Source organism: Crossiella cryophila (assembly GCF_014204915.1).
Taxonomy (GTDB): Bacteria; Actinomycetota; Actinomycetes; order Mycobacteriales; family Pseudonocardiaceae; genus Crossiella; species Crossiella cryophila.
Genome location: NZ_JACHMH010000001.1, coordinates 1,851,075 through 1,866,197, shown reverse-complemented (window position 1 = coordinate 1,866,197; position 15,123 = coordinate 1,851,075). Strand labels below are relative to the sequence as shown.

Genomic DNA, 15,123 nt, shown 5'->3' with positions numbered 1-15,123 from the left:
TCTCCCACCCCACACCCCGAGCGCCCCAGTGTGACGGAAAACCCCCAAAACCCCCACAAAAAACACCTGACCGGCGCAGCTCCCCAACCAAAAACAACCACAAAAAAGCACAACAAAGTAAGCCCAAAAAAACAGAACAGAACCCACAAACAAACCCAAAAGAAAAACTTCCAGCGAACCCAGCCCCGCTGGTTCGGCCACCCACCGCACCGTGGGGGTCCGGGGGCTCGGGCCCCCGGGTCAAAGAACCCAACAAACAGCGAAAGCGCCCCGCCGCTAAGCAGGGCGCTCCCGTTGTTGGGTGGAGCTGAGGGGAATCGAACCCCTGACCTTCTCGATGCGAACGAGACGCGCTACCAACTGCGCTACAGCCCCGTGTTCGTGCTCGCAGAGCATAGCAGTTGATCCGAGGGGGGCTGCGCAGCGGGGGGTCTATTCGCCCGCGGCGCGTCGGTAGGACACCTGACCGGGCGGGTCCAGCTCGTCGAAGGCGGGGTCGCCGTCGTCGATCTCGACCATGACCGTGCCAGGACGGGAGGTGCAGCTGGGCTTCGGGGTGGGCTTCACGCCCGCCGTGGGCTTGGGCGCCACGTACTCGCCCTCGACCTCGGCCTCCTCGGCCTCGTCCGCGTCCTCGGCGACCGCGCGCCTGCCACCGAGCCGGGCCAGGCGGCGTTCGCGCACCTCGGCCTCGATCCGGACCTGCCTGCGCAGGTAGGTGAGATAGCCCACAAGCAGCAGGTCGACGGCTCCGTGACCCCACCACAGCATCGGCCAGAGGAACCCGGCGGCCAGGCCGGTGCCCAGGGCGAGCAGCAGCATGGCGAGCACGACGCGCTGGCGGAAGGCGTATTTGGCCTCGGCGACCAGGGCGGCCTGTTCGGGGTCGAAACCGCCTCTACCTGGGCGGTAGCGGCGTGGCGTGGCCTCTTCGCCGTCGAGTGGGGCGAACTTGGCCCGGCGTGGGCGCTCCGGCGCTGCCTCGACTGGATCGTCGTGGTGGCCGTCTTCGGGTTCTGGCATGGCGAGCACCTCTTCCACCGTGCCCGTCGAACCGCCGCGGCGCACGACTCTGGCGGCGAGCGCCGAGTCCGCGGTGCGGGCCACCGGGCCCCTGCGACGGGCGACCATGGGCACGAGGACGATCAGCCAAGCGGCTGCGAGCGCCGCGAAAATCAGTGAACTTGGCATCCCGCGCCACCTCCCCCGCGGTCCGAGCGGCCATTACCACCCGCCACGCTAGTCACAGCAGTCACATCCGTGTCGGAGGCACGCCGCAATAGTGGCCGTAGTCAAGCTATGTCTGTCCCCCGTTGGGGCTAACGACCGCCGCCGGACAGGCGTGCTCCGGGGTACCAGGCCAGCCGTTCGTGGATGAGCTGGGCGACCAGTCCGCCGGGCGTGTCCTCGGTGGTCAGGGCCAGGCAGAGGTGGTCCCGCCAGGAACCGGCCACGTCCAGGTAGCGGCGGTAGACGCCCTCCTGCCGGAAGCCGAGTTTGCCCAGCACCCGCAGGCTGGCCGCGTTCTCCGGCCGCACGGTGGCCTCGATCCGGTGCAGCCCGGCCGGGCCGAAGGCGTGGTCCACGACCAGCGCGGCGGCCGCGGTGGCGATCCCGCCCCTGGTCAGCGCGCTGTTCACCCAGTACCCGAGCCAGGCCGAGCGCAGTGCGCCGCGGACCACGTTGCCGATGGTGATCTGCCCGGCGAACTGGTCGTTCACCGTGATCACGAACGGCAGCGCCTGCCCACGCCGCCCCAGTGCGCGCAGCGCGTACCACTGGGCCGGCCAGGCGAAGGTGGCGTTGCGGTCGGACCAGTCGCCGAAGCCGCTGGGTTCCCAGTCCTCAAGGTGCGGCCGGTCGCGCAGCCGGATCGAACTCCACGCGCCCGCGTCCCGGAGCCGTGGCGGGCGCAGCGCGACGTGTCCGGCCGGGGTCACGATCGGGCCCAGCCGGGCTGGCCAGCCCGGATGCCTGCCGTACTCGGCCTCCTCGGGCCGGGTCATCGCCGGCTACCCGCGCTGCGCGAGGAAGCTCACCCGCACCGGCTCGCCGATCGGCACGTCCGCGGTGTCCTCGTCGATGACGATCAGGCAGTTCGCCTCGGCCAGCGAGGACAGCAGGTGCGCACCGGCGGTGCCCAGCGGCTGCACCAGGTAGTCGTCGGTGTCGGTGTCGCGCAGCAGGGTGCCGCGCAGGTAGCCGCGGCGGCCCTTGGTGGAGCTGACCGGGGAGACCAGCCGGGCGGTGACGGTGCGCCGGTACGGGTTGTTCTTGCCGAGGGAGGCCCTGATCAGCGGCCGGACCAGCACCTCGAAGACGACCAGCGCGCTGATCGGGTTGCCGGGCAGCAGGAAGGTGGGCACCGCGTCCGGGCCGAGCCTGCCGAAGCCCTGCACCGAGCCGGGGTGCATGGCCACCCTGGAGGTGTCCAGGTCGCCGAGATCGGCCAGGGTCGCGCAGATCTCCGTGCCTGCCGAACCGCCGACCGCGCCCGCGACCACCACGATCTCCGAGAGCAGCAACCTGCCCTCGATCACCTCGCGCAGCCTGCGCAGGTCGCTGGAGACGATGCCGACCCGGCTGACCTCGGCGCCTGCGTCCCTGGCCGCCGCGGCCAGCGCGTAGGAGTTGACGTCGTAGACCTGGCCTGGTCCCGGCGAGCGGTCCACGTCCACCAGCTCGTCGCCGATGGACACGATCGAGACCCGCGGCCGGGGGTGCACCAGCACCTTGTCCTTGCCGACCGCGGCCAGCAGCCCGACCTGGGCGGCGCCGATGGCCGCGCCACGCCGGACCGCGACATCGCCGGTCTGCACGTCCTCGCCGGTGCGCCGCACGTAGGCGGCCGAGGGCACCGGCTGCTGCACGGAGACCCTGGCCTGGTGGCCGTCGGTGTAACCCAGCGGCACCACCGCGTCGGCCAGGGTGGGCAGCGGGGCGCCGGTGGCCACCCGCACCGCCTGACCCGGTTGGAGCCTGCTGGGCTGCCGGGAGCCGGCGGCGATCTCGCCGACCACCGGCAGCACCACCGGTTCGGTGGCCGCGCCCTGGACGTCCACGCTGCGTACCGCGTAGCCGTCCACGGCGGCCTGGTCAAAGCCGGGCAGCGCCCGCTCGGCGACGACCTCCTCGGCGCACAGCAGACCCTGCGCCTCGGAGATGGCCACCCGCACCGGTGAAGGTTGCACCGCGGCGGCGAGGACGCGGGCTAGCTGCTCGTCTACTGACCTCATGGCATTCAGGATGCGCCAACCCGCCCCTGAAGCCACTGCAACAGGCCGGGGCCGTACTCAGGGTGTTCCAGCGCGAAGTCGACCGCGGCGCGCAGGTAGCCGCCGGGGTTGCCCAGGTCGTGCCGACCGCCGCGATGCACCACGACGTGCACCGGGTGGCCTTCGGCGATGAGCAGCGCGATCGCGTCGGTGAGCTGCAACTCGCCGCCGGCGCCCGGGGTGATCCGCTTCAGCGCGTCGAAGATCGCCCGATCGAGGAGGTAGCGACCGGCCGCGGCGAAGGTGGACGGGGCGTCCTCGGCCTTCGGCTTCTCGACCATGCCGCGGACCTGCTTGACGTCGGCGTCGTCGGTGTCGGCCACGTCGAAGACGCCGTAGGCGGAGATCTCCGCGCGTGGGATGTCGAAGGCGCAGAGCACGCTGCCGCCGAAGCGGGCGCGCACGTCGGCCATGGTCTTCAGCACGCCGGTGGGCAGCACCAGGTCGTCCGGCAGCAGCACGGCGACCGCCTCGTCCTGGCCGTCGAGGTTGCCCTCGGCGCAGCCGACCGCGTGCCCGAGGCCCTTGGCCTCCTCCTGGATGGCGGTCTCGACCTTGATCAGCTCATTGGCCCGGCGGACCTTGGCGAGCAGGGCGTCCTTGCCCCGCTTCTCCAGGGTCGCCTCCAGCTCTGGCTGCGGCTCGAAGTGCTTGACCACGGCGTCCTTGCCGGGCGAGGTGACGATCACCAGCCTGGTGGCGCCGGCCTCGGCGGCCTCGGCGGCCACCAGTTCGATGCCAGGGGTGTCCACGACCGGCAACAGTTCCTTGGGAACCGTCTTGGTGGTCGGCAGGAATCGGGTGCCCAGCCCCGCGGCAGGCACGATGGCGGTACGGAAGGCGCTCGACGAGCTCATGGGAAGCGAGCCTAACGGGGGCTGTAAATCACGTTTCGTGACGCCTCGAATACGGGCGTATCCGACGCTAGGGTCAGCGACTGTGAGCGCGTTGACCTCGAAGAACGAGTGGCGGACCCGGCTGACGGCCGCCCGGCGGGCGCTGTCGCCGGAGGTCAGGGCTGCCGAGGCGGCGGCGCTGGCCACGGCCGCGGCGGCGTGGGCGGCCCGGCTGGCCGGACCGGTCGCAGCCTACGTGCCGGTGGGCGCCGAGCCCGGTTCGGCCGCGCTGCTGGACGCGCTGCGCGCGGCGGGCCGCCGGGTGCTGCTGCCGATCGTGGTCGGCGCGGCCCCGCTGGACTGGGCCGAGTACGCGGGGCCGGAGTCGCTGGCCCCGGCTCGCTACGGATTGCTCGAACCGAGTGGGCCGCGCCTTGGCCCGGCGGCCGTGGCCGAGCTGGCCGGGTTGCTGGTGCCCGCGCTGGCGGTGGACCGGTCCGGGGTGCGGCTCGGACGAGGGGCCGGGCACTACGATCGATCGTTGCCGCTGGTCAGGCCAGGTGTGCCAATGCTGGCGGTGGTGCGGGACGAGGAGCTGCTGGACCTGCTGCCCGCCGAGCCGCACGACATTCGGATGACCGGCGCGCTGACGCCGGATGGCGGACTGGTGGAATTCCCCGAACGGGTGTGAGCGACGCCTGTTTGCGTTCGCCCCCTCGGCTGACGCATCATATTTGTTGGCACTCTGTCAGCACGAGTGCCAGTCAGAGCCGTTCGCGGAGGGACTGTCGTGCCGACCTACCAGTACGCATGCACCGAGTGCGAGCACCGTTTCGAGGCGGTGCAGGCCTTCACCGACGCCACCCTCACCGAGTGCCCCAACTGCTCGGGCAAGCTGCGCAAGCTCTTCGGCGCGGTCGGCATCGTGTTCAAGGGCAGCGGTTTCTACCGCACCGACAGCCGGGGCAGCGGTGGCTCGTCCACGGTGTCGGCCGGTTCGTCCAAGTCGGAGTCGAAGGCGGACTCGGGCAGCTCCTCGACCAAGTCCGAGTCGAGCAGCCCGGCATCATCCTCGGCCAGCACCACCTCCACAAGCTCCGCCGCGAGCTGACCCCGGAGTTATCCACAGCCGCCCACTTATCCACAGCCACCCCGGCGGCCAGCCCCACCCCACCCCCAGCGGCCTTAACGTCGAGCCATGCCCCTCGACCCCACCCCCTGGGACCGCCTCCGCACCCTGCTGACCCGCCTGCCCGGCGCCAGGCCACCGGCCCTGCGCCGGCTGGCCGCCGCCCTGTGCACCCTGCTCGCCCTGGCCCTGCTGGCGCACCCAGGCAGCCCAGGCCCACGCACCACCCCGGTCCTGCTCGCCGCCAAGGACCTGTCGCCAGGAACCCAGCTCGCCGCGACCGACCTGCGCCAGTCCCAGCACCCCACTGACGCCGTCCCCGACGGCGCCCTCACCGACCCGGCAGCCGCCACCGGCCGCCTGCTGGCCCGCGCGGCCCGCCGCGGCGAACCCCTCACCGACCTGAGCCTCACCGGCCCAAGGCTGACCGCCCTGACCGCGGGCAAGGACACCACCGCCGTCCCGGTCCGCCTGTCCGACCCGGCCCTGGCCGAGCTGCTGACCCCTGGCGCCCAGGTCGACGTCTTCTCCGCCGACCCACCCGAGCAGTTGGCCGAGGCAGCCACCGTGCTCACCGCGTTAGCCCCCAGGGCCGAGGCGGGCGAGTCCCACCGCCTGGTCCTGATCGCCGTACCCAGGCAGGACGCCGCAAGGGTGGCCACCTCGTCACTCACCCGATCGGTGGCGATTACGCTGCGCTAATGCTCAAGGGTTTCAAGGACTTCCTGATGCGCGGCAACGTGGTCGAACTCGCCGTCGCCGTCGTCATCGGCACCGCGTTCACCGCCATCGTCACCACGGTCACCAAATACCTCATCCAGCCCCTGGTGAACTCCATCGGCGGCTCCGACCCGGCCAAGGGGCTGGGCTTCCACATCATCTCCGGCAAGGACTCCACGTTCATCAACCTCGGCGAGGTGATCAACGCGGCCATCAACTTCGTCATCGTGGCAGCGGTCGTCTACTTCCTGCTGGTCCTGCCCATGCAGAAGCTCCAGGAACGCCGCAAGCGCGGCCAGGAAGCCGGCCCCGCCGAGCCCACCGACGTCGAACTCCTCGGCGAGATCCGAGACCTGCTCCGCAACCAGAACAAGACCCCCTGACCCCACCCCCAGCCAGCCCGGCCGCCCACCCAACCCCACCAACCTCCTGGGCGGCCAGGCTGCTCATCCCCCAACCCCCGGGGCACACCGACGGCCGGACCCGGCCGGCACAACCACACCGCAGCCCCCACCCAACCGGAGCCGCCACCCACCCACGACAACCCCGCCCCGGCCCGCACCAACCACGCCCTGCCGGACCGTCGCAGCCCACCTTGACCTGCCGGGTCTGCCTCAGCCCGCCCGGCTCCGCCTTGTCAGCCGAGTCGGCTGGGACCGCCGGGTCCGCCTCGGTCTGCCGGGCCTACTTCAGCCCGCCCGCGCCCGCTGGGTCCGCCCGGATCCGCCGAGTCGGCCGGGTCCACCGGGTCCGCCTTGGTCTGCCGGGGCCGCCGCAGCCCACCTTGGTCTGCCGAGGCTGCCTCAGCTCGCCAGCGCCCGCCGAATCCGCCCTTGTCCGCCGGTTCCGCTGTGGTCCACCGCGGCCTGCCAGGTCCGCCGCCGACCACCGCCGGTCCCCGGGAACGACGCCCATCCCCTCGACCCGACCACCCCTGAACGCCAAAACCCACCAACCAACGCCAAAATCCGCCGGCCACGACCCCGGGCGCGAAAGATCAGCTGCCTCGAGTGCCCGTGATCGGCGGTGAGTGTGTTCGGTCAGGCCGGTGAGCGCGCAGCGCACAGCCGCGCGTCAGCCAGCCGGGCGGGAACCCCGCCAACCCGCGCCGTCGCCAAACCGTCCCGCCCCGCCCTGCCTCGCCCGGATCGCCCCGGATCAGCGGTCGTGATGCGGGGGCCGGTTCTCCAGGAACCAGTCGTCGTCTCGGCGGTTGGTGGTGCTGGGGTCACGTTCGTCTGAGGTGGTCTCCGGCAGGACCTCGCCGAAGACCTCCTCCACGCGGCGGCGGGGGCGTTCCGCCCCGGCACCGGAGTCGGGGCTGGTCAGCTCTCCTCCAGGCCGCTGATCTGTTCGATGACGAACTGGACCAGCGGGGTGAGGGTGGCCATGCCGTCGCGGACGGCGGAGCGGGAGGCGGCCAGGTTGACCACCAGGGTGCTGCCGGAGACGCCGACCACGCCGCGGGAGATGCCGGCGTCGGTGGCGCCCGCGGCCAGGCCGGAGGCGCGGAGGGCCTCGGCGATGCCGGGGATCGGCCGGTCCAGCAGGCCGAGGGTGGCGTCCGGGGTGACGTCCCTGGGGGAGACGCCGGTGCCGCCGACGGTGACCACCAGGTCGACACCGCCGATGACGGCCGTGTTGAGCGCGTTGCGGATGTCGGTGACCTCACCGGCGACGGCGACCGTGCCGTCGACGATGAACCCTGCCTCTTCGAGGAGTTCGCCCACCAGCGGACCGGTGGTGTCCTCGTGCTCCTTCTGTGCCACCCGGTCGTCCACAAGCACGACCAATGCCCGTCCCAGGCGCTGCGCGGTGCGTTCCATGCCGATCACGTTAGCTGGCTCTCCTCGGCGGGTGTGGGCGGATGCGCGTCCGCGGCGCCGAAGTTCCGCGAGAGGGCTTCGCGAGACTTCGACGCCGCGGCTATCGGCCCGGTCGGGTGGTGGTGACCGGGAGTCGTGGGGTCAGCGGGGGCCGTTGTCGAGGTTCTGGCTGCCCAGGGTCACCTCGACCACGCGGTCGCCGCCCGCGGTGTTGATGGTCAGCTTGACCTTGCTGCCGGGGGCGTAGGAGCGGACCGCGGCGATCAGCGAGTCGGCGTCCTCGATCCGACGGTTGTCGATCTTGGTGATGACGTCGCCGACCTTGATGCCCGCCTGCTCGGCCGCGCCGCCCTGGGTGACCTGGGAGACCGTGGCGCCCTGGGTCTGCTGGTTGCGGGTGGCCGGGGCGAGGCCGACGCCCAGCAGCGAGTGGGTGGCCTTGCCGTTCTTGATCAGCTCTTCGGCGATCCGGCGGACCTGGTCCACCGGGATGGCGAAGCCGAGGCCGATCGAACCGCCCTGCTGCTGACCGCCCGCGCCCCCGCTGGCCGCGGTGCGGATGGCCGAGTTGATGCCGATGACCTTGCCCTGCATGTCCACCAGCGGACCGCCGGAGTTGCCGGGGTTGATCGAGGCGTCGGTCTGCACCGCGTCCATCACGGTGGCCTGGTCCTGGCTCTCGCCGGTGCGCACCGGGCGCTGCACCGCGCTGACGATGCCGCTGGTGACCGTGCTGGACAGGCCGAACGGGGCGCCGATGGCGACGACCTGCTGGCCGACCCGCAGGTCGTCGGAGCGGCCGAGTTCGGCCGGGGTCAGTCCGGAGACCCCGTCGATCTTGACCACGGCCAGGTCGGAGGTGGCGTCCCGGCCGACGATCTTGGCCTTGGCCGTCCGGCCGTCGTTGAGCTGCACCAGGATCTCGCCACCGTTGGCAGCGGCCTCGACCACGTGGTTGTTGGTCAGGATCATGCCGTCACTGCTGAGGATGATGCCCGAGCCGGAACCGGAGCCGGTCTGACCGGTGACCTTGAGCTGCACCACGCTCGGCAGCACCTTCTGCGCCACCTGCTCGATCGAACCCTGCGGCGCCGGGCTGTTGATGTCCTTGGCCGCAGGCTTGGGCTGGTTGAGCGCGTTGCCGGAGGAGGCGCTGTTCGAGGAACCGGCCAGGTTGTAGGCGACCGCGCCGCCGATGCCGCCGCCGATCGCGCCGCCGAGCAGGACCAGCGCGAGGGCGCCTGCCACCAGCTTGCCGCGGCCACCGGTCTTGCGCTGCTGGGGCACGGTCTGCACCGGCACGCCGAGCGGGTTGGTCAGGGGGGCGCCGTAGCCGGGGCCGCCGGGCGGCGGGTAGCCGCCGGAGCCGCCGCTGGAAACATCGGAGGACTGGGCGCCGTGGCTCGACGGCGTGCCGTAGGCGGAGCCGGCGTAGGCGCCGGGGGTGCCGAGACCGGCGGGGTTGCCCGAGGTCGGCTGGCCGTAGCCGGAGCCCGGCTGAGCGGCCGGGGTGCCCGAAGCCGGTGAAGTGGCCGAGGTGCCCTGAGCCGGCAACGCGGCCGGGGTGGCCGGGTGCGTGGGGGCCTCGCCGAAACCGGGTTCGGCGGGGCCGCCCTGCCGCTGCTGCGGGGCGGCGGCCCAGGGTGAGGCCTGGGGCTGCTCCGCGGGGGTGGTGCCCTCGGCTGACTGCTGCGGGCGCTCTGGCTGGGGGCCCGGAGCGCCGGGGGTGTTCTCGGTCATGGGACTCACTCTGCGGCGTGGACCTGAGAACGTGCTGAGATCCAGCTTTGGCTCTCTTGTGTTTCCGCCGTGAGTTGTTCTCAGCTTCCGGCGGCGCGCAGGCGTTCGGCGATCTGCTCCGGGGTGGCGTCGTTGATCCAGACCGCCATGCCGGACTCCGAACCGGCCAGGTACTTCAGCTTGTCCGCGGTCCGCAGCACCGAGAAGACCTGCAGGTGCAGCCAGGACAGTTCCTTCGGCGCGTGCACCGGGCCCTGGTTCCAGGCCGCGATGTAGGGCAGCGGGCGGTCGTAGAGGCGGTCCAGGCGGGCCAGGACGTCCAGGTACAGCAGGGCGAAGTCGTCGCGCTGGGCCGGGGTCAGCTCCGGGATGTCGGCGCACTGGCTGCGCGGGGCCAGGATGACCTCCACCGGCCAGCGGGCGGCGGGCGGCACCAGGGCGACCCAGTGTTCGGTGGTGGCGACCAGGCGGGCGCGCTGGGCGAGTTCGGCCTCGATGACGTCGCCCAGGACGTGGGTGCCGTGCTGGGCCCGGTATTCCTTGGCGGTGGCCAGCATGCGTTCAGTGCGCGGGGTGACGAACGGGTAGGCGTAGATCTGCCCGTGCGGGTGGTGCAGGGTGACGCCGATCTCCTCGCCGCGGTTCTCGAAGCAGAAGACCTGCTCGACCCCTGGCAGCGCGCCGAGTTCGGCACTGCGGTCGGCCCAGGCGTCCACCACGGTGCGCACCCGGCCCGGGGTCAGCGCGGCGAAGGCGGAGTTGTGGTCTGAGGTGAAGCAGACCACCTCGCAGCGGCCGTAGCCCGGACGGCGTTCGGCCATCGGCAGACCATCCACAGTGGACGGAACCGGCGGCACGTGCTGGGACAGCGACGGGAAGCGGTTCTCGAACACCGCGACGTCGTAGCTGGACTCGGGGATCTCGGTCGGCCGCCCCGGCGTGGTGGGGCACAACGGGCACAGGTCGGCCGGTGGCTTGTAGGTGCGGGTCTGCCGGTGCGAGGCCATGGCCACCCACTCACCGGTGAGCGGATCCCGGCGGATCTCCGAACTGGGCTTCTGCTCCGGCAGGTCCCTGGTGTCCACCGCGGTGCGCGCGGGGGCGTCCTCGGTGTCGTCGAAGTAGATGATCTCGCGGCCGTCGGCGAGCTTGGCCGTCGTGCGCCTCACGCCAGCTCCTCGGCACGGGACCGTGCGGACACGGGGGCGAGCACCAGCTCGCCGACCTGCTCGGACAGGACCTGCCGGGCGTCGGAGCCCAGTCCCTCGTCAGTGATCAGCACATCCGCCTCATCGAGGTCGGCGATCGTGGAGATGCCGACCGTGCCCCATTTGGTGTTGTCCGCGAGCACGACCAGCCTGCTGGCCGCGTCGACCAGCGCGCGGTCGGTCTCGCTCTCGTTCAGGTTCGGCGTGGTGAACCCGGCCTGCGGCGCCATCCCGTGCACGCCCAGGTAGACCACGTCCAGGTGCAGCGCGCGCAACGCCTGCACGGCCACCGGGCCGACCAGCGCGTCCGAAGGCGTGCGCACCCCGCCGGTGAGCACCACGGTCCGGTCGGTGCGGCCGCGCTGTTGCAGCACGTCGGCCACCCGGATCGAGTTGGTCACCACGGTCAGGTCCGGCACGTCGTCGAGGTAGCGGGCCATGGTCCAGGTGGTGGTCCCGGCGGACAGGCCGATCGCGGTGCCCGGCCGCACCATGCCCGCGGCCAGCGCGGCGATGGACTCCTTCTCCGGCAGCTGGCGCACCGACTTGGCCTCGAACCCCGGCTCGTCGGTGCTGCGCCCGACCACCGAGGTGGCGCCGCCGTAAACCTTTTCCACCAGTCCCCTGCGGGCCAGCACGTCCAGGTCGCGGCGCACTGTCATGTCCGAGACCGCGAGCCGGGTCACCAGGTCGGAGACCCGGACCGCACCGGTGCGCCGGATCTCCTCCAGGATCACCGCCTGCCGCTGCCGAGCGAGCACCTCTACCCCTCTTCCCGCACCACGGCGACCACGCCGGCCGGCACCGTCAGCGCGACCAGCCACGATACGGGCTCACCGGCGGGCCGAGCGCGCCGACGCACCACCGCGTCCCCGCTCGTGACCTGGATAACGGGTGCGACACCAGGACTTGCGCGGACCGCGCGGGCCGGCCCGGTGTCCACAGTGGACCCGAGCGGCACTCGGCGGAGACGCCAGGCGTCCTCGGTCAGCCAGCTCGACACGGGCTCAAGCCTGACTCACAACAACCGCACACGTCAAACATAGTCGAACATCGGAGGTTGTTGGTCCGTGTTTGACTGGTTCACCTATCTGAACACGCCTAACGAACCGGCATCTTCTTACGCTGTCTGGCCTGACCGGAGCGTTCCCGCCCTTGACACCGGACCGTGGCGGCTACCACATTGTGCGCAACTTTGTTGGAAATAGTTCGATACAACCTGGTAGCCGCGACAGGAGTCACCATGGCCAACACACCGTTACCGCCCAACCCGCTGCTCGGCCGTCGCACCGTGCTCAAGGGCCTGCTCGGCGCCTCCGCGCTGGCCGCCGTGCCCGGCCTGGCCGCCTGTGGTTCCGGCGGATCCGCCGGTGACGGCAAGACGGTGGGCTTCGGCTCCAACTACTCCGACGCGGTGCCGCGCGAGGGCATCGCCGGGGTGCTGGACACCTTCAAGCAGCAGAACGGCCTCGAGGTCAAAATCAACACCAAGGACCACGAGACCTACCAGCAGCAGATCAACAACTACCTGCAGGGCAAGCCGGACGATGTCTGGTCCTGGTTCGCCGGCTACCGGATGCGCTTCTTCGCCAGCAAGGGCCTGGCCGGGGACCTCACCGAGCTGTGGAAGACCATCGGGGACAACTTCACCCCCGCGCAGAAGGAAGCGGCCACCGGCAGCGACGGCAAGCAGTACTTCGTGCCGTTCTACTCCTACCCGTGGGCGGTCTTCTACCGGCCGAGCATCTGGAAGCAGCGCGGCTACACCGTGCCCAAGACCTTCGACGAGCTGATCGCGCTTGGCACCAAGATGCGCTCCGACGGCATCGTGCCGATGGCGGTGGGACAGAAGAACGGCTGGCCGCAGCTGGGCACCTTCGACCAGCTCAACCTGCGCACCAACGGCTACGACTTCCACGTCAGCCTGATGGCCGGCAAGGAGGACTGGCAGGGCAAGAAGGTCCGCGACGTCTTCGACAACTGGAAGCGGATGTTGCCGCTGTACCAGGAGAACCCGCTGGGCCGGGAGTGGCAGGAAGCCGCGCAGACCATCCAGCAGGGCAAGGGCGGCATGATGATCGTCGGGTCCCAGCAGATCGGTCAGCAGATGAAGAACGAGCTGAACGACCTGGACTTCTTCGCCTTCCCCGAGATCAACCCGACCTACGGCACGGACACCGTGGAAGCCCCGATCGACGGCTTCATGCTGGCCAAGAAGCCCGGCAACGAGGACGGCGCGCGCAAGCTGCTGACCTACCTGGCCAGCCCGGCCGCGCAGCTGGCCTACCTCAAGACCGACCCGGTGACCATCGCGGCCAGCGGCAAGGCCGACACCAGCGGCTACAACGAGCTGCAGAAGAAGTGCGTGAAGTTCGTGGCCGAGGCCAAGCACATCACCCAGTTCCTGGACCGCGACACCGACCCGCGCTTCGCCAACGACGCGGCGATCAACGGGATCAACGCCTTCCTGACCAACCCCAACGACGTCAACACGGTGCTCAAGGGCATGGCCGACCAGGCCAAGAACATCTTCACGGGCTGAGGCTGATGACTGTTCTGGAGCAGGCGGGCGCCGCCGCGAGCGCACCGCCACGCAAGCGCAGGCGACGCCGGGCCAGCGCGTTCACCACCGCCGACAAGCTGGTGCTCACGGTGATGCTCGGCGTCCCCTCGCTGCTGCACCTGGGCCTGGTGTGGTTTCCCACGCTGGGCTCGATCCTGTTGTCCTTCACCGAATGGGACGGCATCGGCGGGGTGGAGGACATCGCCTTCGTCGGGGTGCAGAACTACACCGACATCCTCACCACCTACCCGCGGTTCTGGCCCGCGCTGTGGAACAACCTGACCTGGCTGGTGTTCCTGCTGGTGCTGCCGACCATGTTCGGCTTGTTCATGGCGGTGCTGCTGGACCGCAAGCTGCGCATGGGCCGGATCTACCAGAGCGTGCTGTACCTGCCGATGATGTTGTCGCTGGCCCTGATCGGGTTCATCTGGCAGCTCATCTACCAGCCGGACCAGGGGCTGCTGAACAACCTGCTCGGCACCGCCAACGATCATCCGACCAACTGGCTGGGTGATCCGGACATCAACCTGTACGCGGTGCTGGTGGCCGCGGGCTGGCGGCACGCCGGGTACGTGATGCTGCTGTTCCTGGCCGGGCTCAAGGCGGTGGACCCCTCGCTGAAGGAGGCCGCCGCACTGGACGGCGCGACCGGCTGGCAGACCTTCTGGCACGTCACGCTGCCCGCGCTCAAGCCGGTGAACATCGTGGTGCTGGTGATCACGGTGATCGAGTCGCTGCGGGCATTCGACATCGTCTACATCATCAACAAGGGCAGGCAGGGGCTGGAGCTGCTGTCCATCCTGGTCACCGACAACATCATCGGCGAGGCCAGCCGGATCGGCTGGGGCTCGGCGCTGGCCGTGGTGCTGCTGCTGATCTCGATGGGCTTCATCATCACCTACCTGATGCAGACCTTCCGCAAGGAGGAGCGGCCGTGACCGGCACGACGAACACGGCCGGCGGCCGGGCCGGGCGGATCGCGCTGCACACCTTCCTGGTGGCGACCTGCCTGGTGTGGCTGGCCCCGGTGCTGTGGGCGGCCTTCGCCTCACTGCGCACCATCGAGGACACCAACCAGAACGGCTACTTCTCCTGGCCGACCGAGTTGACCCTGGACAACTTCGGCAAGGCCTGGGAGCAGGCGGACCTGCCGCACTACTACCTGAACACGCTGATCATCACCATCCCGGCGCTGCTGATCACGTTGTTCTTCAGCTCGATGGTCGCCTTCGTGGTCTCCCGCTTCAGCTTCCGCTTCAACCTGGCGCTGCTGATGCTGTTCACCGCCGGCAACCTGTTCCCGCAGCAGGTGATCGTCACCCCGCTCTACCGGCTGTACCGGCTGATCGAGGTGCCGGAGTGGATCAGTGACTCGGGTTCGCTGCTGGACTCCCAGCTCGGCGTGATCCTGATCCACGTGGCCTTCCAGACCGGGTTCTGCGTCTTCGTGCTCAGCAACTACATGAAGACCATCCCGATGGAGCTGACCGAGGCGGCCAGGGTGGACGGGGCCGGGGTGTTCCGGCAGTACTGGCAGGTGATCCTGCCGCTGTGCCGTCCGGTGCTGGCCGCGCTGGCCACGCTGGAGTTCACCTGGATCTACAACGACTTCCTGTGGGCGCTGGTGCTGATCCAGACCGGGGACAAGATGCCGATCACCTCGGCGCTGAACAACCTCGGCGGCCAGTTCTTCAAGGACAACAACCTGATCGCGGCAGGCTCCCTGCTGGTCGCGGTGCCCACGCTGGTCGTCTTCTTCACCCTGCAACGCCATTTCGTCGCCGGGCTCACCCTCGGCTCGACGAAGGGCTGACAAGGCTCCCCGC

The 15,123-nt window shown here is 70.4% G+C and carries 15 protein-coding genes and 1 tRNA gene; 7 read left to right on the top strand and 9 right to left on the bottom strand.

The window, feature by feature from the left end; translation table 11 throughout:
- Positions 1-302: 302 nt before the first annotated feature.
- The 5 genes from HNR67_RS08805 to HNR67_RS08785 all read right to left on the bottom strand — a co-directional run bounded on the left by HNR67_RS08805 (position 303) and on the right by HNR67_RS08785 (position 4,132).
- A tRNA-Ala gene (locus HNR67_RS08805) sits at positions 303-375 on the bottom strand.
- Between the two features lie 57 nt (positions 376-432).
- On the bottom strand, positions 433-1,191 hold the full coding sequence (gene sepX, locus HNR67_RS08800) for a divisome protein SepX/GlpR (RefSeq protein ID WP_185001577.1): 759 nt from the start codon (positions 1,189-1,191) through the stop codon (positions 433-435).
- A gap of 128 nt (positions 1,192-1,319) precedes the next feature.
- The gene (locus tag HNR67_RS08795; protein ID WP_185001576.1) at positions 1,320-2,006 is read right to left on the bottom strand and encodes a GNAT family N-acetyltransferase; all 687 of its coding nucleotides are present in this window, start codon (positions 2,004-2,006) and stop codon (positions 1,320-1,322) included.
- Between the two features lie 6 nt (positions 2,007-2,012).
- Positions 2,013-3,236 (bottom strand): molybdotransferase-like divisome protein Glp, encoded by a 1,224-nt coding sequence (glp, locus tag HNR67_RS08790; protein WP_185001575.1) that lies wholly within the window; start codon positions 3,234-3,236, stop codon positions 2,013-2,015.
- 5 nt (positions 3,237-3,241) lie between these two features.
- On the bottom strand, positions 3,242-4,132 hold the full coding sequence (locus tag HNR67_RS08785; protein ID WP_185001574.1) for a UTP--glucose-1-phosphate uridylyltransferase: 891 nt from the start codon (positions 4,130-4,132) through the stop codon (positions 3,242-3,244).
- 82 nt (positions 4,133-4,214) lie between these two features.
- Between HNR67_RS08785 and HNR67_RS08780 the strand changes: the two genes are divergently transcribed.
- The 4 genes from HNR67_RS08780 to mscL all read left to right on the top strand — a co-directional run bounded on the left by HNR67_RS08780 (position 4,215) and on the right by mscL (position 6,343).
- Positions 4,215-4,802 carry a 5-formyltetrahydrofolate cyclo-ligase gene (locus HNR67_RS08780; RefSeq protein WP_312986805.1) on the top strand — a complete coding sequence of 196 codons (588 nt, stop codon included), beginning with the start codon at positions 4,215-4,217 and terminating at the stop codon, positions 4,800-4,802.
- Positions 4,803-4,901: 99 nt separating this feature from the next.
- Complete coding sequence (locus HNR67_RS08775) at positions 4,902-5,222, top strand: FmdB family zinc ribbon protein (protein WP_185001573.1); 321 nt, start codon at positions 4,902-4,904, stop codon at positions 5,220-5,222.
- Positions 5,223-5,309: 87 nt separating this feature from the next.
- Positions 5,310-5,942, top strand: a complete 633-nt coding sequence (locus HNR67_RS08770; RefSeq protein WP_185001572.1) for an SAF domain-containing protein — start codon at positions 5,310-5,312, stop codon at positions 5,940-5,942.
- Complete coding sequence (gene mscL, locus HNR67_RS08765; protein ID WP_185001571.1) at positions 5,942-6,343, top strand: large-conductance mechanosensitive channel protein MscL; 402 nt, start codon at positions 5,942-5,944, stop codon at positions 6,341-6,343. Before HNR67_RS08770 ends, mscL begins: the two co-directional genes overlap by 1 nt.
- A 942-nt stretch (positions 6,344-7,285) precedes the next feature.
- Here the strand turns inward: mscL and HNR67_RS08760 are convergent.
- The 4 genes from HNR67_RS08760 to HNR67_RS08745 all read right to left on the bottom strand — a co-directional run bounded on the left by HNR67_RS08760 (position 7,286) and on the right by HNR67_RS08745 (position 11,495).
- Positions 7,286-7,786: a MogA/MoaB family molybdenum cofactor biosynthesis protein gene (locus HNR67_RS08760; RefSeq protein ID WP_185001570.1), complete on the bottom strand. Its 501-nt coding sequence runs from the start codon at positions 7,784-7,786 to the stop codon at positions 7,286-7,288.
- Between the two features lie 141 nt (positions 7,787-7,927).
- Positions 7,928-9,526: a S1C family serine protease gene (locus HNR67_RS08755; protein ID WP_185001569.1), complete on the bottom strand. Its 1,599-nt coding sequence runs from the start codon at positions 9,524-9,526 to the stop codon at positions 7,928-7,930.
- Between the two features lie 80 nt (positions 9,527-9,606).
- Entirely contained in the window at positions 9,607-10,695 is a 1,089-nt protein-coding gene (gene galT, locus HNR67_RS08750; protein WP_185001568.1) for a galactose-1-phosphate uridylyltransferase, read from the bottom strand.
- Entirely contained in the window at positions 10,692-11,495 is an 804-nt protein-coding gene (locus HNR67_RS08745) for a DeoR/GlpR family DNA-binding transcription regulator (protein ID WP_185001567.1), read from the bottom strand. The genes galT and HNR67_RS08745 overlap by 4 nt, the downstream gene beginning before the upstream one ends.
- 482 nt (positions 11,496-11,977) lie before the next feature.
- On the opposite strand from HNR67_RS08745, the gene HNR67_RS08740 reads away from it, so the two are divergent.
- Genes HNR67_RS08740 through HNR67_RS08730 form a run of 3 tightly spaced genes read left to right on the top strand, consistent with a single transcriptional unit; the run spans position 11,978 to position 15,110 of the window.
- Positions 11,978-13,276 carry an ABC transporter substrate-binding protein gene (locus HNR67_RS08740; protein WP_185001566.1) on the top strand — a complete coding sequence of 433 codons (1,299 nt, stop codon included), beginning with the start codon at positions 11,978-11,980 and terminating at the stop codon, positions 13,274-13,276.
- Between the two features lie 5 nt (positions 13,277-13,281).
- Positions 13,282-14,235: a carbohydrate ABC transporter permease gene (locus HNR67_RS08735; protein WP_185001565.1), complete on the top strand. Its 954-nt coding sequence runs from the start codon at positions 13,282-13,284 to the stop codon at positions 14,233-14,235.
- Positions 14,232-15,110 (top strand): carbohydrate ABC transporter permease, encoded by an 879-nt coding sequence (locus tag HNR67_RS08730; RefSeq protein ID WP_185001564.1) that lies wholly within the window; start codon positions 14,232-14,234, stop codon positions 15,108-15,110. The genes HNR67_RS08735 and HNR67_RS08730 overlap by 4 nt, the downstream gene beginning before the upstream one ends.
- Positions 15,111-15,123 lie beyond the last annotated feature (13 nt).